Consider the following 20070-nt stretch of genomic DNA (forward strand, 5'->3'; position numbering starts at 1 on the left):
GGTCGGCGCACGACGCGGCCGTGCCTCGCATGATATACAGCGCCCTAACTTACTACATCGCCCACGCGTTGGCAGGCGCCGTCTGTAACCCTTTGTGAAATGAAGACTACACGAAGTTCAGATAGTGCTGACGCAAGGGCCGATTGGAAATAACTATTACCTAACGAGCCTACGCCCTCCTCTTCAACCCTTGAAGCCCTTGCCGAGCAGATATTGCTCGCGGGAACGGTCACGGGAGGACGACGGTTTGCGCATCTGCACTTTGTCGAACCGGCTGCGTACGTCTTTGAGGTACGCATCGAAGCCTTCACCCTGGAAGATCTTGATCAGGAAGTCGCCGCCCGGGCGCAACACCCGGCCGGCCAGGTCCAGTGCCAACTCGCACAGGAACATGGCGCGCGGCATGTCGACTTCCGGCGTACCACTCATGTTTGGGGCCATATCCGAAATCACAAGGTCGACGTGCGAATCGCCGACGGCTTGCAGGATCTGTTCGAGCACCGCGTCATGGGTGAAATCGCCGTGGATGAAGGTGACATCGGGAATCGAGTCCATCTCCAGGATGTCCGAGGCGATCAGGCGACCCTGCCCACCAATCAGACGACTGGTCACCTGCGACCAGCCACCCGGCGCCGCACCCAGGTCGATGACGCTCATGCCGGGGCGGATCAAACGGTCCTTTTCCTGGATCTCCAGCAGCTTGTAGCTGGCCCGGGAACGGTAGCCGTCCTTCTGCGCCTGTTTGACGAAGGGGTCGTTGAAATGCTCACGCAGCCAGTTTTGGCTGCTTTTGGAACGTTGCGCCACGGGGCACCTCGATGATATGCGTGGTGATTGACTGGGCGAGCCAGGGGCCCTCGGGTAAAATGCCGGTCAATTTTACAGAATCAGACGAAAAGGGTCAGATTATGCCGCTCAATAACGAGCAGAAGAAGCAGTTCAAATCCATTGGTCACGACCTCAAGCCGGTTCTGATCATCGCCGGCAACGGCCTGAATGAGGGTGTGGTAGCCGAGCTGGAAAGGGCTTTGGCCGACCACGAGCTGATCAAAGTGGAAATCCGTTCCGAAGATCGCGAAGAGCGGGCGGCCACCATTGCAGCACTGTGCAAGGCCGGCCGTGCCGAGCTGGTGCAAACCATCGGCAAGAAAGCGCTGGTCTACCGCAAGAATCCGCAGCCGAACAAGCAGCTGTCCAACGTCCACCGTTACAAGTAACGGTAGCCCCGATCAGTGGCGCGGACGACGCGCCCTGACCGGTACCGGCTGGGCCACCAGCACGATGCCGGAAAAGCCCAGTACCAGGAAACAGAACATCTGCCAGCGCTCGCCTACGGAAATGCCGTAGCGCAGCGTGTAGTACGCCACACAGGCGCCGAACCCGAGCAACAGCATCTGCCCGCGGAACTGTCGCCACCAGGCCGCCAGACCTTCCACCTTCGCCAACACCGCCAGCTGGGTCAGCAGCCCGAGCAATGCCACGCCGACCAACCAGCGGTCGATCTGCCCGGCGATGTCCTGCACCAGCAAGGGTGCCAGCCCCGACACCTTGAGCGCGGGCACCAGCCCTACGTGGAACACCCACAGGCCACCGACCCAAAATACCTGGGCCAGTTGCCAGAGGATGCCTTCAAGCGACGGCGCCCGCAGGCGTCGATCAGATGTGCTGGACTTCGACAATCTCGTACTCGACCGTGCCGCTGGGCGTCTTGATGACGACGATGTCGCCTTCGTCCTTGCCGATGATGGCGCGCGCGATGGGCGCACTGGCCGAAATCTTGCCCTGCTTGATGTTGGCTTCGTCCTCACCGACGATCTGGTATTTCACCCGATCGTCGGTTTCGGTATTGGCCAGCTCTACGGTGGTACCGAAGATCACCTTGCCGGAATGCGGAATCGTGGTCACGTCGATGATGACCGCGTTCTGCATGCGGCCTTCGATGTCGCGAATACGCGCCTCGACCATGCCCTGCTCCTCACGGGCGGCATGGTATTCGGCGTTTTCCTTGAGATCGCCCAGCTCGCGCGCTTCGCCGATCGCCTGGCTCAGGCGCGGGCGCTCGGTCTTGCTCAGGAACGTGTGCTCCTCTTCCAGGGCGCGAGCGCCCTGGACAGTCATCGGGTACTTGGTAATGCTCATGCGTTCAACCCTGCGTGCAGATCCTGCAAGCGGCGAACGGTCTTTTCCGGACCGAATTTCAGCGCTTCACAGATGGCTTCACCCGCGGCAATGGTGGTCGTGCAGTAGATCTTGTGCTGCAGCGCATTGCGACGGATCGAGTAGGAATCGGCGATCGATTGGCGGCCTTCGGTGGTGTTGATGATCAGCGACACTTCGTCGTTCTTGATCATGTCGACCACGTGCGGACGGCCCTCGGTCACCTTGTTGACACGGCGGACCTTCAAGCCGGCCTCTTCGATCACCTTGGCGGTGCCGACGGTGGCCACGACCTCGAAGCCCAGCGCGATCAGGTCACGGGCGACGGCCGCCACTTGCGGCTTGTCGTCGTCGCGCACGCTGATGAACGCGGTGCCGCCGGTGGGCAGCACTTCGCTGGCACCCATCTGCGCCTTGGCGAAGGCTTCGCCGAAGCTGTCGCCGACACCCATGACTTCACCGGTGGATTTCATCTCAGGGCCGAGGATCGGGTCAACCCCTGGGAACTTGGCGAACGGGAAGACGGCTTCCTTGACGCTGTAGAAGTTGGGGATGATTTCCTGGGTGAAGCCCAGTTCCTTGAGCGACTTGCCGGCCATGACACGGGCCGCGATCATCGCCAGCGAGGTGCCGATGCACTTGGACACGAAGGGCACGGTACGCGAAGCGCGCGGGTTGACTTCGATCACGTAGATCTTGTCGCCCTGCAACGCCAGCTGCACGTTCATCAGGCCTACGACGCCCAGTTCCAGGGCCATCTTGGCGACCTGTTCGCGCACCTGGTCCTGTACGTCCTTGCTCAGCGAGTAAGGTGGCAGCGAGCAGGCCGAGTCACCGGAGTGCACGCCGGCCTGTTCGATGTGCTGCATGATCGCGCCGATCACCACGTCGGTGCCGTCGCAGACCGCATCCACGTCCATCTCGATGGCGCAGTTGAGGAAGTGGTCGAGCAGTACCGGGCTGTCGTTGGACACCTGTACCGCTTCGCGCAGGTAGCGCTTGAGTTCGTCCAGCTCGTAGACGATCTCCATGGCGCGACCGCCCAGCACGTAGGAAGGACGCACCACCAGCGGATAGCCGATGTCGCCGGCCGCGCGGATGGCTTCTTCTTCGCTGCGCACGGTGGCGTTCGGCGGCTGCAGCAGGTTCAGGCGCTGCACCATTTGCTGGAAGCGCTCGCGGTCTTCGGCGCGGTCGATCGAGTCGGGGCTGGTGCCGATGATCGGCACGCCGGCCTCTTCCAGGGCGCGGGCCAGCTTCAGCGGGGTCTGGCCGCCGTAGTGGACGATCACGCCCTTGGGCTTTTCGACGCGGCAGACTTCGAGCACGTCTTCCAGGGTCAGCGGCTCGAAGTACAGGCGGTCGGAGGTGTCGTAGTCGGTGGAGACGGTTTCCGGGTTGCAGTTGACCATGATGGTCTCGTACCCGTCTTCACGCAGCGCCAGGGCCGCGTGCACGCAGCAGTAGTCGAACTCGATGCCCTGGCCGATACGGTTGGGGCCGCCACCCAGGATCATGATCTTGTCGCGGGTGGACGGGTTGGCCTCGCACTCTTCCTCGTAGGTGGAGTACAGGTAAGCGGTGTCGGTGGCGAACTCGGCGGCGCAGGTGTCGACGCGCTTGTAGACCGGGAACACTTCCAGCTTGTGGCGGTGACGACGCAGGTTCTTGTCGGTGATGCCCAGCAGCTTGGCCAGACGCTGGTCCGAGAAGCCCTTGCGCTTGAGGCGCAGCATGTAGTCCTTGTCGATCGCCGACAGGCCCAGGGTCTTGACCTTCTCTTCTTCCTTGATCAGGTCTTCCATCTGCACCAGGAACCACAGATCGATGCCGGTCAGGGCGAAGATTTCGTCGCAGGTCATGCCCGAACGCATGGCGTCGGCCACGTACCAGATGCGCTCGGCGCCTGGCACGGTCAGCTCGCGCTTGAGGATGCCGGCGGCTTCCGCGCTGGTCAGGTCGACTTTCGGGTCCAGACCGCAGGCGCCGACTTCCAGGCCGCGCAGGGCTTTCTGCAGGGATTCCTGGAAGGTACGGCCGATGGCCATGACTTCGCCGACCGACTTCATCTGCGTGGTCAGGCGGGCGTCGGCCTTGGGGAATTTCTCGAAGGCGAAGCGTGGCAGCTTGGTGACCACGTAGTCGATCGACGGCTCGAAGGACGCCGGGGTGCGGCCGCCGGTGATGTCGTTCTGCAGCTCGTCGAGGGTGTAGCCGACGGCCAGCTTGGCGGCGATCTTGGCGATCGGGAAGCCGGTGGCCTTGGAGGCCAGCGCCGAGGAACGCGACACGCGCGGGTTCATCTCGATGACGACCATGCGCCCGGTGTCCGGGCAGATGCCGAACTGCACGTTGGAGCCGCCGGTTTCCACACCGATTTCACGCAGCACCGCCAGCGAGGCGTTGCGCATGATCTGGTATTCCTTGTCGGTCAGGGTCTGCGCCGGGGCGACGGTGATCGAGTCGCCGGTGTGCACGCCCATCGGGTCGAAGTTCTCGATGGAGCAGACGATGATGCAGTTGTCCTTCTTGTCGCGGACCACCTCCATCTCGTATTCCTTCCAGCCGATCAGCGATTCGTCGATCAGCAGTTCCTTGGTCGGCGACAGGTCCAGACCGCGGGTGCAGATCTCTTCGAATTCCTCACGGTTGTAGGCGATGCCGCCGCCAGTGCCGCCCATGGTGAAGGACGGACGGATGATGCATGGGAAGCCGAGCTTCTCGAGCACCGCGTTGGCCTCTTCCATGCTGTGGGCGATACCCGAGCGCGGGCACTCCAGGCCAATGTCCTTCATGGCCTTGTCGAAGCGCGAGCGGTCTTCGGCCTTGTCGATGGTGTCGGCGTTGGCGCCGATCATCTCGACCCCGAACTTTTCCAGCACGCCGTGGCGCTCCAGGTCCAGGGCGCAGTTCAGTGCGGTCTGGCCGCCCATGGTCGGCAGTACGGCGTCGGGGCGTTCTTTTTCGATGATCTTGGCCACCGACTGCCACTTGATCGGCTCGATGTAGGTGGCGTCGGCCATGGACGGGTCGGTCATGATGGTGGCGGGGTTGGAGTTCACCAGGATGACGCGGAAACCTTCCTCGCGCAGGGCTTTGCAAGCCTGGGCGCCGGAGTAGTCGAATTCGCAGGCCTGGCCGATCACGATCGGGCCAGCGCCGAGAATCAGGATGCTTTTGATGTCTGTACGTTTTGGCATGGTGGTCACTCAGTTGCGCGGGTCAGTGGGCAAGCCGTCTTCAACACTCTGGTCAGGCGCGTCCGGACGCGGCGTGGGCCGGTCCGGGGCCTGCAAGCAGGTGGCTCAGCGGCGCTTGGCCATGGCATCGATGAAACGATCGAACAGCGGCGCGACGTCGGTCGGGCCTGGGCTCGCTTCAGGGTGACCCTGGAAGCTGAACGCGCTCTTGTCGGTGCGCTCGATGCCCTGCAGGGTACCGTCGAACAGCGACTTGTGGATGGCGCGCAGATTGCTCGGCAAGGTGGCTTCGTCGACGGCGAAACCGTGGTTCTGGCTGGTGATCATGACCACACCGGTGTCCAGGTCCTGGACCGGGTGGTTGGCGCCGTGGTGGCCCAAGTCCATCTTCACGGTCTTGGCGCCGGAGGCCAGGGCCAGCAGCTGGTGGCCCAGGCAGATACCGAACACCGGCACGTCGGTTTCCAGCACGTCCTGGATCGCCTTGATCGCGTAGTCGCAAGGCTCCGGATCGCCCGGGCCGTTGGACAGGAACACGCCGTCCGGGCTCAGGGCCAGCACGTCGCTGGCCGGGGTTTGTGCCGGCACCACGGTGACGCGGCAACCGCGTGCGACCAGCATGCGCAGAATGTTGACCTTCACGCCGTAGTCGAAGGCCACCACATGGTAGGGCAGCTGGTCGGCTTCGATCGTGGCATGGCTGTCGGTTTTCAGTTCCCAGACACTGGAGCGCCACTCGTAGCGCTCGGTGGTGGACACGACCTTGGCCAGGTCCATGCCCTTGAGGCCCGGAAACGCGCGGGCGGCGGCGATGGCGGCTTCTTCGGTGATGTCGTCGCCGGCCAGGATGCAGCCGTTCTGGGCGCCCTTCTCACGCAGCAGGCGCGTCAGGCGACGGGTGTCGATGCCGGCGATGGCGACCACGCCATTGGCCTTGAGGTAGTCCGGCAGCGACTGCTTGTTGCGCCAGTTGCTGGCCAGCAGCGGCAGGTCACGGATGACCAGGCCGGCCGACCACACGCGGTTCGACTCGGCGTCTTCCGGCGTGGTGCCGGTGTTGCCGATGTGCGGGTAGGTCAGGGTGACGATCTGCTGGGCATACGACGGGTCTGTAAGAATTTCCTGGTAGCCGGTCATAGCGGTGTTGAACACCACCTCACCAACGGTCTGGCCGTCGGCCCCAATGGCTTCACCGCGAAAAATGCTGCCATCGGCAAGGGCGAGTATGGCTGGCTTAGTCAAGAAGACCTCCCGTAAATAAAACCTGAAAGGGCGATCGCAGGTTGCAAAAAAGCGGAATGACGTATGGACACGTCACCCCGCTTTCTATGCTGATACTGGTTCATTCTGCCTGCGCGCTTTTAGTGGACACACTAAAGCTGTAGCTTACAGAAAAAGTGGTTTTAGGTCTACCGCAGATGCGCCATTTAAATGCGTTAGTGGGTTAACGCCCTAGGCTTGCGGTGAAGTGAGCGACACGCCCCACACGAAAGTCGTCAGGGCGTGCCGATCGGGCGCGAGGCCCACTCAATGCAGGTCGAGCACGTCCTGCATGTCGTACAGACCGGCTTCACGGCCATCCAGCCACAACGCGGCACGCACCGCGCCCTTGGCGAAGGTCATGCGGCTCGAGGCCTTGTGGGTGATCTCCACGCGTTCGCCTTCGGCGGCGAACAGCACGGTGTGGTCGCCGACCACGTCGCCCGCCCGCACGGTGGCGAAACCGATGGTCTTGGGATCACGCGCGCCGGTCTGCCCTTCGCGGCCATAGACGGCCACTTCGCGCAGGTCGCGGTCCAAAGCCTTGGCCACCACCTCGCCCATGCGCAGCGCAGTGCCCGACGGCGCATCGACCTTGTGCCGGTGATGGGCCTCGAGAATCTCGATGTCGACATCGTCGCCCAGCACGCGGGCCGCGGTGTCGAGCAGCTTCAGGCACAGGTTCACACCCACGCTGAAGTTGGCCGCAAAGACGATCGGAATGTCCTTGCCCGCCTCGGCCAGCAGTTGCTTTTCCTGCTCGCTGAAGCCGGTGGTGCCGATGACCATGGCCTTGCCCGCCTTGCGGCAGAAGGCCAGGTTCTTCAGGGTCACCGAGGGGTGGGTGAAGTCGATCAGCACGTCGAACTCTTCGCTGACCTTGACCAGGTCGTCGGAGATCGTCACGCCGATGCGCCCCAGCCCCGCCAGCTCACCAGCATCGGCGTTGACCAGCGTACTGTCGGGACGATCGATCGCCGCCGTCAGGCCAGCCTTCGGCGCCTGCTGCTGCACGGCCTCGACCAGCACCTTGCCCATGCGCCCGGCGGCGCCCATCACTGCAATACGTCGCATACCCACTCCTTGTCAGAGGTCGCCGAAGAAGCGCTTCACACCCTCGAACCAACCGCTGGCCTTGGGCGAATGGGAACTGTCGCCTTCGAGCGAATCGCGCAGCTCTTCGAGCAGCTCGCGCTGGCGACGGCTCAGGTTGACCGGCGTTTCCACCGCGACGCGGCACAGCAAGTCGCCCGCCCCGCCGCCACGTACCGGCGCCACGCCCTTGCCACGCAGACGGAACTGCTTGCCGGTCTGGGTGCCTTCGGGGATACGCAGCTTGACTCGACCGTCGAGGGTCGGCACTTCCAGCTCGCCGCCCAGGGCCGCGTCGGTGTAGCTGATCGGGACTTCGCAGTACAGGTGCTTGCCGTCGCGCTGGAAGATGGCGTGCTCGCGTACGCTGATGACCACGTACAGATCGCCAGTCGGGCCGCCTTGGGCGCCGGCTTCGCCTTCGCCGGACAAACGGATGCGGTCACCGGTATCGACCCCTGGCGGCACCTTGACCGAGAGGGTCTTGTACTCTTCGACGCGGCCTTCGCCCTGGCAGGCGCCGCACGGGTCGGTGATGATCTTGCCCTGGCCATGGCAGCGCGGGCAGGTCTGCTGCACCGAGAAGAAACCTTGCTGCATGCGCACCTGGCCGATACCGCCACAGGTCGGGCAGGTGGCCGGCGTGGAGCCTTTCTTGGCACCGGAGCCGTCGCACGGCGCGCAGTTGACCAGCGTCGGCACACGGATGTTGACCGATGTGCCGCGCACGGCTTCTTCCAGGTTCAATTCGAGGGTATAGCGCAGGTCGCTGCCGCGCTGCGCGCCACCGCGCCCGCCACGGCCGCCGCCGCCACCGAAGAAATCGCTGAACACGTCACCGAAGATGTCGGAGAAGTTGGCACCGCCGAAGCCCGCGCCACCGGCACCCTGTTCGACACCGGCATGGCCGTACTGGTCGTAGGCGGCACGCTTGCTGGCATCGGACAGCACTTCGTACGCCTCATTGGCCTCTTTGAAAGAGTCCTCGGCGTCTTTGTCACCCGGGTTGCGGTCGGGGTGGAATTTCATCGCCAGACGGCGGTAGGACTTTTTCAGGTCCGCTTCACTGGCGCCGCGCTCGACACCCAGGACCTCGTAATAATCACGCTTTGCCATAAGTCATTTGCACTCTTGGGGGCGTTTGGCACATTGCCGCGCAGAACCGCGCCAGGCCACAAGCAGGCACCCGTCGCACGCACTGAAGTGCCGACGGATGCTGTAAAAAATTCTCGTATTCCAGACACGCCAACGCGGGAGCAAGCCCCCGCGCGGCGACATCCTACCAGCTCACCGCCACAGGCGGGTCGCTGGCCGACAACTCGCAGAACTTACTGCTTGTTGTTGTCTTTGACTTCTTCGAACTCGGCGTCGACCACGTCGTCGTGCATGGCTTCGGGCTCGGCCTGCTGGGCGCCGCCTTGAGGCTGTTCGGCCTGCTCGGCGTACATCTTCTGCGCGACAGGTGCGGATACCTTGGACAGCTCTTCGACCTTGGCGTCGATGGCAGCCTTGTCGTCACCCTTCACGGCAGCTTCCAGCGCGACCACGGCCGCTTCGATGGCGGTTTTCTCGTCGGCGGTGACTTTGTCACCCGCGTCGGCGACCATCTTGCGGGTCGAGTGGACCAGCGCGTCACCCTGGTTACGGGCAGCGGCCAGCTCTTCGAACTTGCGGTCTTCCTCGGCATTGGCCTCGGCGTCACGCACCATGCGCTCGACTTCTTCGTCCGACAGACCGGAGTTGGCCTTGATCACGATCGACTGTGCCTTGCCGGTAGCCTTGTCTTTCGCGCCGACGTGCAGGATGCCGTTGGCGTCGATGTCGAAGGTTACTTCGATCTGCGGCACACCGCGTGGTGCTGGCGGAATGTCGGCCAGGTCGAACTTGCCCAGCGACTTGTTCTGCGCCGCTTGCTTACGCTCGCCTTGCAGGACGTGGATGGTCACGGCGCCCTGGTTGTCGTCGGCAGTCGAGAACACCTGCGACTTCTTGGTCGGGATGGTGGTGTTCTTCTCGATCAGCGCGGTCATCACGCCGCCCATGGTTTCGATACCCAGGGTCAGCGGGCTGACGTCGAGCAGCAGAACGTCCTTCACGTCACCGGCCAGTACGGCGCCCTGGATGGCAGCACCCATGGCGACGGCTTCGTCGGGGTTGACGTCCTTACGGGCTTCTTTGCCGAAGAAATCGGCTACGGCCTTCTGCACCATCGGCATACGGGTCTGGCCACCGACCAGGATCACGTCGTCGATCTTGCTGGCGTCGATGCCAGCATCTTTCAGCGCGATGCGGCAAGGCTCGATGGTGCGCTTGACCAGGTCTTCGACCAGCGATTCGAGCTTGGCACGCGAGATCTTCACGTTCAGGTGCTTCGGACCGGTAGCGTCGGCGGTGATGTACGGCAGGTTGACGTCGGTCGACTGGGCCGAAGACAGCTCGATCTTGGCTTTCTCTGCCGCTTCTTTCAGACGCTGCAGGGCCAGAGGGTCGTTCTTCAGGTCCATGCCGGACTCTTTCTTGAACTCGTCGACGAGGTAGTCGATCAGGCGCATGTCGAAGTCTTCGCCACCCAGGAAGGTGTCGCCGTTGGTGGCCAACACTTCGAACTGGTGCTCGCCGTCGACTTCGGCGATCTCGATCACCGACACGTCGAAGGTACCGCCACCCAGGTCATAGACGATCACGGTGTGGTCGCCCTTGGCCTTGTCCATGCCGTAGGCCAGGGCCGCAGCGGTCGGTTCGTTGATGATGCGCTTGACGTCCAGACCGGCGATGCGGCCGGCGTCCTTGGTGGCCTGACGCTGGCTGTCGTTGAAGTACGCAGGTACGGTGATGACCGCTTCGGTCACCGCTTCGCCGAGGTAGTCTTCGGCGGTTTTCTTCATCTTCTTCAGGACTTCGGCGCTGATCTGCGGCGGAGCCATTTCCTTGCCAGCGGCTTCGACCCAGGCGTCACCATTGTTCGCCTTGACGATCTTGTACGGGACCAGCTTGATGTCTTTCTGCACGACGTCTTCTTCGAAGCGACGGCCGATCAGACGCTTGACGGCGAACAGGGTGTTGTGCGGGTTGGTCACGGCCTGACGCTTGGCGGACTGGCCGACCAGGATTTCGCCGTCGTTGGCGTAAGCGACGATGGACGGCGTGGTACGCGCGCCTTCGACGTTTTCGATGACCTTGACGTTACCGTTTTCGAGGATGGAGACGCACGAGTTGGTGGTCCCCAGGTCGATACCGATGATCTTGCCCATGTGATTCTCCCGAAACTTGAATGAGGTTACAGCGGCGGCTTAGGCCAACTGCGGAAATACTTGAGTGCTTGACACCTAGATGGGGACGCCCGGAAGGATTTCAAGCCTTTTCATCGATAGAAGGTTGCGGCGCGCTCGGCGCCTTGCTGACCACCACCATCGCGGGGCGCAGCAGACGGCCGTTGAGCAGGTAGCCCTTCTGGAACACGTTGACCACGCTGTTGGGCTCGACGTCGGCGCTTTCCTGCATGGCCATGGCCTGGTGATGCTCGGCGTTGAACGGCTGGCCGTGCGGATCGACGGCTTCGAGGTGGTGGCGCTTGAGGGTGTCCTGGAACATCTTCAGGGTCAGCTCGACGCCTTCGCGGATCTGCTTGACGTGCTCGTCGTCGGCGTTGGAGTGGGCCAGGGCCAGCTCCAGGCTGTCGATCACCGGCAGCAGGTCGCCCGCGAATTTTTCCACGGCGAATTTGTGTGCTTTCTCGACATCCTGATCGGCGCGGCGGCGCACGTTCTGCAGGTCGGCATTGGCGCGCAGCGATTGATCCTGAGCGGCGGCCAGTTGCTCCTCGAGCGTCTGTACACGGGCAGCCAGGTCGGTGGCGCCGGTGTCTTCGGTATTGAGGTCTTTTTCATCCAACTGTTCGTCAGCCATGGAATCTCTCCTGAGCGATAAAGGGTCGGCGAGCCAGGCTCGCGGGGTCTGACAAGCTATATGGGGCTGGAAAAACCAGCTTCAAGGGGCGCCGTGTTCGACAAGCCGCAAATCGCCCTACGTCGCAGGGGCATTGTCAGCCTACGGAGGAACACTGTATAAATAACCAGACCTGAACCTTTGGGAGCGGCCCCCATGCTGGTGCACCTGTCGATCCACAACTACGCCATTGTCGAACACCTCGACCTCGAGCTTGCCCGCGGCATGTCCGTGATCACTGGCGAGACCGGTGCCGGCAAATCCATCATGCTCGACGCCCTCGGCCTCGCCCTGGGCGACCGCACCGACAACGGGGTGGTGCGCCCCGGCGCCGACAAGGCGGACATCCTCGCCACCTTCGACCTGGTCGACATCCCCGAAGCCGCCGCCTGGCTGGCCGAGCGCGACCTGAACAACGACGGTCCGTGCATCATGCGCCGGGTCATCACCGCCGAAGGCCGCAGCCGTGGCTACATCAACGGTACGCCCTGCACGCTGGGCGACCTGAAAGCGCTGGGCGAGCTGCTGATCGACATCCACAGCCAGCACGAGCACCAGTCCCTGCTCAAGGCCGACACCCACCGCCGCCTGGTGGACGAGTACGCCGGCGCCGTCGACCTGGCGCGTCAGGTACAACTGGCCTCGCAGCGCTGGAAGCAGACGCGCCTGGAGCTCGAACGCCTGTCCAATTCCGGCGACGAGCAACGCGCCCGCCAGCAACTGCTCAGCTATCAACTCGAAGAGCTCGACAACCTGGGCCTGGGCGAGAACGAACTCGAACACATCGAGCAGGAACACAAGAACCTGACCAACGCCGAGGCGTTGTTCGGCATCTGCCGGCAGGTCATCGACCAGTGCAGCGAGAACGACTCGGGCAACGTGCTCAGCGCCCTGACCGGCAGCCTCAACCGCCTCGGTGCGGTGGCCGATGCGCCCAAAGCACTGAACGAGTCCGTCAACCTGCTGGCCAGCGCACAGATCCAGATCGAAGAGGCGGTCGGCGAACTCAACCGTTTCCTCGACAACTTCGATGCCGACCCTGCCCGCCTGCAAGCGCTCGAAGAACGCCTCGACACCATCTATACCCTCGCCCGTAAACACCGCGTGCATCCCACCGAGCTGCCGCAGTTGCAACAGCGCCTGCTGGAGGAACTCGAAGGCCTCAATGCCAGCGACGAATCCCTGGAGCAGTTGGCCGACGAGCTGGCGGCCTACGCCAAGCACTATAAAGAGAAGGCCGGCGCCCTCAGCGCCCTGCGCAATAAGGCCGCAGTGGAACTCGCCCAGGCGGTCGAGCAGGAAATCCAGCGCCTGGGCATGCCCGGCGGGCGCTTCCAGATCGTGTTGCAACCGCTCGACGGCCAGGAGCTGTCGCCCTACGGCCTGGAGCAGATCGAACTGCTGGTCAGCGCCAACCCCGGCCAGCCGCTCAAGGCCCTGGCCAAGGTCGCCTCGGGTGGCGAGCTGTCGCGTATCAGCCTGGCGATCCAGGTGATCACGGCGCAAACCTCGCGCATCCCGACCCTGGTGTTCGACGAAGTCGACGTCGGCATCGGCGGCCCCACCGCGGAAATCGTCGGCCAGTTGCTGCGCCGCCTGGGCGATCGCGGCCAGGTGCTGACCGTAACCCACTTGCCGCAGGTCGCCGCGCAAGGCCACCACCATCTGTTCGTGCACAAGGTGCGCAATAGCGATACCACCCACACCGCCGTGTCCCACCTGGGCAAACGCGAGCGGGTCGAGGAAGTGGCGCGGATGCTGGGCGGCATCGACCTGACCAAGGAATCCCTGGCCCATGCGCGCAAGATGGTCGTGACCAGCAAAAGCTGAAACTACTTTTCAGTAGCCCTAAACGAACAAGGCGACCCGAGGGTCGCCTTGTTTCGTCAGTGCCGCAATCCGTTACTTCTTCTTGCGCACATACAGGACCAAATTATGGTCCACCAGCTCGAAGCCATGTTCGGCCACGATCTCTTTCTGACGGCGTTCGATCTCGGCATCCATGAACTCGATCACTTCGCTGGTTTCCACGTTGACCATATGGTCGTGGTGGCCACCATCGGACAGCTCGAATACCGCATGGCCGCCGTCGAAGTTGTGGCGAACCACCAGACCTGCTGCTTCGAACTGGGTCAGAACGCGATACACGGTGGCCAGACCGACATCCTCGCCAGCCTCCATCAGCGCCTTGTAGACGTCCTCGGCACTCATGTGACGTTGCTCGGTAGAATCGAGCATCTGAAGAATCTTCACTCGAGGTAGGGTCACCTTGAGCCCGGCTTTGCGTAGTTCGCTATTTTCAACCATGGTCAGCTTTCTCGCCGATGCTGCTTCGCAGCTTCTCTTAATACGGGTATGATCGGGGTTTACGTTGTCCAGCCAAGATAGTGGAAGTCGCCCACCGATGCAAAACACCAAGCTCTTGCTAAACAGCCTCACCCTTGTGGGACTGCTCGCACTCGCCGGTTGCTCGTTTCCCGGGGTTTACAAAATCGACATCCAGCAGGGCAATGTCGTCACGCAGGACATGATAGACCAATTGCGTCCGGGAATGACCCGACGGCAAGTGCGGTTTATCATGGGCAATCCCCTGCTGCAGGACACGTTCAATACCAATCGCTGGGATTACCTCTATAGCCTTCAGCCTGGCGGCGGTAAACGCCAGCAAGAACGCATGAGCATCTTCTTCAACGAAAACGACCAGTTGGTCAACCTCGCCGGCGACTTCATGCCAGGCGTCAGCCGCGACCAGGAAATCCTCGGCGGTGGCAGCGACACCAATGTCGTGCCGCAGGAAGGTTCGGGCGAAGCGCCCGTGCAGCAGCCGGTTGAAAAACCTGCAGCGCCAGGTTCCACCGAAGAGTCCATCCAGCGCGAGATCGACAGCATCGAAACCACGCCAGTGCCCGTTCCAGCCCCGCTGGAAACTTCGCCATAACAGGTGTGCAATAAAAAAGCCCGGGCATTCAACCCCGGGCTTTTTTGTGCCTGCTCGACAAGTGCGCGCCCTGATCAGCCCGCAAGCTGTTTGGCCCTTTCGCAGAACGCATCGACCAGGGTATTGGCGGCCTGGTTGAACAGCGGCCCCAAGGTCGCGCGCACCAGGGAACCGGCGTAGTCGAACGACAGGTCCAGGCTGATCTTGCAGGCCTTCTCGCCCAGGGGCTTGAAGGTCCAGACGCCGTGCAACTGGCTGAACGGCCCTTCTTCGAGGTTCATCTCGATCGACTGGCCCGGCACCAGCGTATTGCGTGTGACCAGGTGCTGGCTGATGCCACCCTTGGCCACTTCGAGCTTGGCGCGCATCTGGGTTTCGCTGGCTTCGAGCACGGTGGTGGATGAGCACCACGGCAAAAACTCCGGGTAACTGGCGACATCGTTGACCAGGTCGTACAGCATCTGCGCGGGGTACGGCAGCAGGGCGGAGCGTTGAATATGGGTAGTCATCCAGGCATCACTTCCAGAGCGGGGCGGTAGCGCCTCGTGGCGCATCGGAAACTGGTCCTGTTCAAGGACGAGGATGGCCCATTGTCCGGCATTCAATCCACAGGCTCAAGCACACCCAAATCCCGTAGCCGCCAGCGTAACGAATCCCTATAATGCCGCCCCTATGGCTAAACAAAAGAAACATCCGACAGGGACCATCGCGCAGAACAAGAAAGCGCGCCACGATTACTTCATCGAACACAAGTTCGAGGCCGGATTGGTCCTGTCCGGTTGGGAAGTGAAAAGTCTGCGCGCCGGCAAGGCGCACCTGGTAGACAGCTACGTGCTGCTCAAGGATGGCGAAGCCTGGTTGTTCGGCAGCCACATCACGCCGCTGACCACCGCCAGCACCCACGTCATCGCCGACCCGATGCGCACGCGCAAACTGCTGCTGAACAAGCGCGAGCTGGAACGCCTGGAATCGGCCGTGGCGCAGAAGGGTTACACCTGCGTGGCCCTGGCGCTGTTCTGGAGCAAGCACCTGATCAAGTGCGAAATTGCCCTGGGCAAGGGCAAGAAGGAGTTCGACAAGCGCGACACCCTGCGCGAGCGCGACTCCAACCGCGAGATCCAGCGCGCCGTGCGCAGCAAAGGCAAGGACCTCTGACCCTGCCCCCGCCCACCCCAGGGTGGGCGGTCGCTCAATGCCCGCTGCGCCGCTCGGCCCGCGCCACCCGCTGCGCCTCCTGCTGGGCTTCGGCCAACACTTCCTGCACATAGAGAATGTGTCGGCTCGACACTTCCCGCGCATCCTCGGCACGCCCTTCCATGATCGCCTTGTACAGCTCGCGGTGCTGACCGATGAGCATGTCGCGCGTTTCCGAACGCTGCTGGTACATGCCGCCGATGTTGGTCACCACGTTGCGCTTGAGCAGATCGAACAGCCCGCGGATGGTGTGCAATAACACCGCGTTGTGGCTCGCTTCGGCAATCGCCAAGTGGAAACTCGCATCCGCCACCCCTTCTTCGGCCCGGCTCACGTCGCCCGCCCGGCTGTAGCAGTCCTGCAACGCCTCAAACGCCGCCGTCAGCCGCGCCCGGTCCGGCTCGGTCGCCCGCTGCGCCGCATAGAACGCGCATGAGGCCTCCAGGGTATGGCGAAACTCCAGCAGGTCGCGCTGGGCATCGCCGTTGCGCTCGAGCAGTTGCAGCAACGGATCGCTGAAGGTCGAACCCAAGGCCTCGGCCACATAGTTGCCGCCGCCCTGGCGGCTGACCAGCAAGCCCTTGGCCACCAACTTCTGAATGGCTTCACGCAGCGACGGCCGCGACACGCCGAACTGCTCGGCCAGCGCACGCTCGGCCGGCAAGCGCTGCCCCGAGGTCAGGGTGCCTTCGAGAATCATCCCCTCCAAGCGCTCGACGATACCGTCGGACAGCCGCCGCTGGCGGACCTGATCAAAAACCATCACATGCTCTCCACGAACCTCGGGCGACTCCCGAAGCGCTCTATTCTCGCCGATCCAGGCCAGCGCGACACGCCCCAGACGACGAAATCCGCCGCCGTACCCAGCACCGCTCATCGACCCTCGACCAAAGTTGGCACCGAGACAAATTGACACACCCCAGACAAGGCTTTTAACCTAGCCATCAGCCATTGTAAATTGGTATTACCAATTATCCAGTGCCAACGCTGACTAACAACAATTAGGGGTCTCCCCATATGCAAACTTGGCAACAACTCTATGCCCCACTGGGCAGTCTCGGCCTCTCCGCCCTGGCCGCCGTCGTGCCCATCGTGTTCTTCTTCCTGGCCCTGGCGGTGTTTCGTCTCAAGGGTCACGTGGCCGGCAGCATCACCCTCGGCCTGTCGATCCTGATCGCCATCTTCGCCTTCAACATGCCGGCCGATATGGCCCTGGCCGCCGCAGGCTATGGCTTCCTCTACGGCCTGTGGCCGATCGCCTGGATCATCGTCGCCGCCGTGTTCCTGTACAAACTCACGGTCAAGAGCGGCCAGTTCGAAGTGATCCGCAGCTCGGTGCTGTCGATCACCGACGACCAGCGCCTGCAGGTGCTGCTGATCGGCTTCTGCTTCGGCGCCTTCCTGGAAGGCGCGGCCGGCTTCGGCGCCCCCGTGGCGATCACCGCCGCGCTGCTGGTGGGCCTGGGCTTCAACCCGCTGTACGCCGCCGGCCTGTGCCTGATCGCCAACACCGCCCCGGTGGCCTTCGGCGCGCTGGGCATCCCGATCATCGTCGCCGGCCAGGTGACCGGCATCGACGCCTTCCACATCGGCGCCATGACCGGCCGCCAACTGCCGCTGCTGTCGCTGTTCGTGCCGTTCTGGCTGGTGTTCATGATGGACGGCCTGCGCGGCGTGAAGGAAACCTGGCCCGCTGCCCTGGTGGCCGGCCTGAGCTTCGCCGTGACCCAGTACTTCACCTCCAACTTCATCGGCCCGGAGCTGCCCGACATTACCTCGGCCCTGGCCAGCCTGATCGCCCTGACCCTGTTCCTCAAGGTCTGGCAGCCCAAGCGCTCGATGGTCCAGAGCCAAGGCGGCGCCGTACTCGCCCAAGGCGGCGGTAGCCAGCCTTCGCCTTACAGTCTCGGGGAAATCTTCAAGGCCTGGTCGCCGTTCCTGATCCTCACCGTGCTGGTGACTATCTGGACACTGAAGCCCTTCAAGGCCGCCTTCGCACCGGGCGGTGCGATGTACAACTTCGTGTTCAACTTCGCCATCCCGCACCTGGATCAACTGGTCATCAAGACCGCGCCCATCGTCACCACTGCCACGGCCATGCCGGCCGTATTCAAGTTCGACCCGATCTCGGCCACCGGCACCGCCATCTTCCTCTCGGCGCTGATTTCCATGTGGGTGCTCAAGGTCAGTTGCAAAACTGGTCTGACCACTTTGAAGGAAACCCTGTGGGAGCTGCGCTGGCCGATCCTGTCGATCGGCATGGTGCTGGCCTTCGCCTTCGTCACCAATTACTCCGGCATGTCCTCGACCATGGCCCTGGTGCTGGCCGGCACCGGCGCGGCGTTCCCGTTCTTCTCGCCGTTCCTCGGCTGGCTGGGCGTGTTCCTGACCGGCTCCGATACCTCGTCCAACGCCCTGTTCAGCTCGTTGCAGGCCACCACCGCGCACCAGATCGGCGTCAGCGACACCCTGCTGGTGGCGGCCAACACCAGTGGCGGGGTAACCGGCAAGATGATTTCCCCGCAGTCCATCGCCGTGGCCTGCGCCGCCACCGGCCTGGTCGGCAAGGAGTCGGACCTGTTCCGCTTCACCGTGAAACACAGCTTGTTCTTCGCCACCATCGTTGGCGTGATTACTCTGGTCCAGGCCTATTGGCTGACCGGGATGCTGGTTCACCACTAGGCTGAGGATTGGGGCTGTATGGAAAGTCTTGGGACACCGGTCAGGCAAGACGAAGACAGATGCAGTTCACCGACCCCTGTGCAGGGGCTGTGCCCAGCATCTCTGCGCCACGCCCCATCAATGCTGGTTCACCACCGGGCTGGGCACTGGATGTGTATGAAAAGTCTTGGAGTATCGGCCAGACAAGGCGAAAACAGGTGCAGTCGCCGAGCCCTGCGTAGGGATTGCGCCGGGTGTCGCCGCGGCATGACCTACCCCCAAAGCTTTTCATACAGTGCCCGGCACCGTACCCCCTGTACCTGCCAATGGGCGCAGAATCCAGCAGCCAGGTTTCACATCGCCCCGTGGAACCAGGGGCTGTTCCTACACGCATCGATGCGAAATCCGCACGCCCACCCCGCGTCCGGCAACCGCCTCCACCCACGCTGCGAGACACCATGATCATTTCCGCGTCCACCGACTACCGCGCCGCCGCCCAGCGCAAGCTGCCGCCCTTCCTGTTCCACTACGCCGACGGCGGCGCCTACGCCGAGTACACCCTGCGCCACAACGTCGAAGACCTGGCCAGCATCGCCCTGCGCCAGCGCGTGCTCAACGACATGTCGCAACTGAGCCTGGCCACCGACCTGTTCGGCGAAACGCTGAGCATGCCGGTCGCCCTCGCCCCGGTCGGCCTCACCGGCATGTACGCCCGCCGCGGCGAAGTCCAGGCCGCGCGCGCCGCCGCCGCCCATGGCATTCCCTTCACGATGTCGACCGTGTCGGTGTGCCCCATCGAAGAAGTGGCGCCGGCCATCAACCGGCCCATGTGGTTCCAGCTCTACGTACTCAAGGACCGTGGCTTCATGCGCAACGCCCTGGAGCGGGCCAAGGCCGCCGGCGTGCGCACCCTGGTGTTCACCGTCGACATGCCCGTGCCCGGTGCCCGCTACCGCGACGCCCACTCCGGCATGAGCGGACGCAACGGCCCGCTGCGGCGCATGCTGCAAGCCATGACCCATCCGCAATGGGCTTGGGACGTCGGCGTGATGGGCAAGCCCCACGACCTGGGCAACATCTCCACCTACCGCGGCAACCCCACGGGCCTGGCCGACTACATCGGCTGGCTGGGCAACAACTTCGACCCGTCGATCTCGTGGAAAGACCTGGAATGGATCCGTGAATTCTGGGACGGCCCGATGATCATCAAGGGCATCCTCGACCCCGACGACGCCCGCGATGCGGTGAAATTCGGCGCCGACGGCATCGTCGTCTCCAACCACGGCGGCCGCCAGCTCGACGGCGTGCTGTCCACCGCCCGCGCCTTGCCGGCCATCGCCGACGCGGTCAAGGGGCAGATCAAGATCCTCGCCGACTCCGGCATCCGCAGCGGCCTCGACGTGGTGCGCATGATCGCCCTCGGCGCCGACAGCGTGCTGATCGGCCGCGCCTTCCTCTACGCCCTGGCCACCCATGGTGAAGCCAGCGTAAAGAACCTGCTGGAACTGTTCGAAAAAGAGATGCGCGTGGCGATGGTACTGACCGGCGCCAAGTCGATCGCCGACATCACCCGCGACTCCCTCGTACAAACCACCTACACCTGATGCCTACCCCCTGTGGGAT

Annotated in this window: 18 protein-coding genes; 6 read left to right on the plus strand and 12 right to left on the minus strand. The window is 63.2% G+C overall.

All coding sequences use genetic code 11. The features are described from left to right. Positions 1 to 183 precede the first annotated feature (183 nt). Complete coding sequence (gene rlmE, locus B4M43_RS07935; protein WP_296265840.1) at positions 184 to 807, minus strand: 23S rRNA (uridine(2552)-2'-O)-methyltransferase RlmE; 624 nt, start codon at positions 805 to 807, stop codon at positions 184 to 186. Between the two features lie 101 nt (positions 808 to 908). Here rlmE and yhbY point away from each other — a divergent pair, with 101 nt between their 5' ends. Next, on the plus strand, positions 909 to 1217 hold the full coding sequence (gene yhbY / locus B4M43_RS07940) for a ribosome assembly RNA-binding protein YhbY (protein WP_296265841.1): 309 nt from the start codon (positions 909 to 911) through the stop codon (positions 1215 to 1217). A gap of 12 nt (positions 1218 to 1229) precedes the next feature. On the opposite strand, the gene B4M43_RS07945 is transcribed toward yhbY, so the two are convergent. From B4M43_RS07945 to grpE, 8 genes are all read right to left on the minus strand, one after another. Beyond that, a complete protein-coding gene (locus B4M43_RS07945; protein ID WP_296265843.1) occupies positions 1230 to 1679 on the minus strand; it encodes an MFS transporter in 450 nt (149 codons plus the stop codon). Next, positions 1657 to 2139 (minus strand): transcription elongation factor GreA, encoded by a 483-nt coding sequence (greA, locus tag B4M43_RS07950; protein ID WP_296265845.1) that lies wholly within the window; start codon positions 2137 to 2139, stop codon positions 1657 to 1659. The genes B4M43_RS07945 and greA overlap by 23 nt, the downstream gene beginning before the upstream one ends. Continuing rightward, a complete protein-coding gene (carB, locus tag B4M43_RS07955; RefSeq protein ID WP_296265847.1) occupies positions 2136 to 5357 on the minus strand; it encodes a carbamoyl-phosphate synthase large subunit in 3222 nt (1073 codons plus the stop codon). Before carB ends, greA begins: the two co-directional genes overlap by 4 nt. 105 nt (positions 5358 to 5462) lie before the next feature. Further along, positions 5463 to 6599, minus strand: a complete 1137-nt coding sequence (gene carA, locus B4M43_RS07960; RefSeq protein ID WP_296265849.1) for a glutamine-hydrolyzing carbamoyl-phosphate synthase small subunit — start codon at positions 6597 to 6599, stop codon at positions 5463 to 5465. A 285-nt stretch (positions 6600 to 6884) separates the two neighbouring features. Further along, on the minus strand, positions 6885 to 7691 hold the full coding sequence (gene dapB / locus B4M43_RS07965; RefSeq protein WP_296265851.1) for a 4-hydroxy-tetrahydrodipicolinate reductase: 807 nt from the start codon (positions 7689 to 7691) through the stop codon (positions 6885 to 6887). A gap of 12 nt (positions 7692 to 7703) precedes the next feature. After that, positions 7704 to 8825 carry a molecular chaperone DnaJ gene (dnaJ, locus tag B4M43_RS07970; protein WP_296265853.1) on the minus strand — a complete coding sequence of 374 codons (1122 nt, stop codon included), beginning with the start codon at positions 8823 to 8825 and terminating at the stop codon, positions 7704 to 7706. A 212-nt stretch (positions 8826 to 9037) separates the two neighbouring features. Then, positions 9038 to 10960, minus strand: a complete 1923-nt coding sequence (dnaK, locus tag B4M43_RS07975; RefSeq protein ID WP_296265854.1) for a molecular chaperone DnaK — start codon at positions 10958 to 10960, stop codon at positions 9038 to 9040. A 100-nt stretch (positions 10961 to 11060) separates the two neighbouring features. Continuing rightward, positions 11061 to 11615, minus strand: a complete 555-nt coding sequence (gene grpE, locus B4M43_RS07980; protein WP_296265856.1) for a nucleotide exchange factor GrpE — start codon at positions 11613 to 11615, stop codon at positions 11061 to 11063. A 195-nt stretch (positions 11616 to 11810) separates the two neighbouring features. Here grpE and recN point away from each other — a divergent pair, with 195 nt between their 5' ends. After that, positions 11811 to 13484: a DNA repair protein RecN gene (recN, locus tag B4M43_RS07985; RefSeq protein WP_296265858.1), complete on the plus strand. Its 1674-nt coding sequence runs from the start codon at positions 11811 to 11813 to the stop codon at positions 13482 to 13484. Between the two features lie 72 nt (positions 13485 to 13556). Here recN and fur read toward each other — a convergent pair whose 3' ends face one another. Next, positions 13557 to 13961: a ferric iron uptake transcriptional regulator gene (fur, locus tag B4M43_RS07990; RefSeq protein WP_296265860.1), complete on the minus strand. Its 405-nt coding sequence runs from the start codon at positions 13959 to 13961 to the stop codon at positions 13557 to 13559. A gap of 97 nt (positions 13962 to 14058) precedes the next feature. Here fur and B4M43_RS07995 point away from each other — a divergent pair, with 97 nt between their 5' ends. Next, positions 14059 to 14592 (plus strand): outer membrane protein assembly factor BamE, encoded by a 534-nt coding sequence (locus B4M43_RS07995; protein WP_296265863.1) that lies wholly within the window; start codon positions 14059 to 14061, stop codon positions 14590 to 14592. Between the two features lie 74 nt (positions 14593 to 14666). On the opposite strand, the gene B4M43_RS08000 is transcribed toward B4M43_RS07995, so the two are convergent. After that, positions 14667 to 15101 (minus strand): type II toxin-antitoxin system RatA family toxin, encoded by a 435-nt coding sequence (locus B4M43_RS08000; RefSeq protein ID WP_296265865.1) that lies wholly within the window; start codon positions 15099 to 15101, stop codon positions 14667 to 14669. A gap of 163 nt (positions 15102 to 15264) precedes the next feature. Here B4M43_RS08000 and smpB point away from each other — a divergent pair, with 163 nt between their 5' ends. Beyond that, entirely contained in the window at positions 15265 to 15747 is a 483-nt protein-coding gene (gene smpB / locus B4M43_RS08005) for an SsrA-binding protein SmpB (protein WP_296265867.1), read from the plus strand. 34 nt (positions 15748 to 15781) lie between these two features. Here smpB and B4M43_RS08010 read toward each other — a convergent pair whose 3' ends face one another. Then, a complete protein-coding gene (locus B4M43_RS08010; protein WP_296265869.1) occupies positions 15782 to 16549 on the minus strand; it encodes an FCD domain-containing protein in 768 nt (255 codons plus the stop codon). A gap of 254 nt (positions 16550 to 16803) precedes the next feature. Between B4M43_RS08010 and B4M43_RS08015 the strand changes: the two genes are divergently transcribed. Together B4M43_RS08015 and lldD are read left to right on the plus strand one after the other, a co-directional pair. Next, entirely contained in the window at positions 16804 to 18468 is a 1665-nt protein-coding gene (locus B4M43_RS08015) for a lactate permease LctP family transporter (protein WP_296265871.1), read from the plus strand. 437 nt (positions 18469 to 18905) lie between these two features. Then, on the plus strand, positions 18906 to 20051 hold the full coding sequence (lldD, locus tag B4M43_RS08020; protein ID WP_296265873.1) for an FMN-dependent L-lactate dehydrogenase LldD: 1146 nt from the start codon (positions 18906 to 18908) through the stop codon (positions 20049 to 20051). Positions 20052 to 20070 lie beyond the last annotated feature (19 nt).

Source organism: Pseudomonas sp. UBA6562 (assembly GCF_002434265.1).
Classification (GTDB): domain Bacteria; phylum Pseudomonadota; class Gammaproteobacteria; order Pseudomonadales; family Pseudomonadaceae; genus Aquipseudomonas.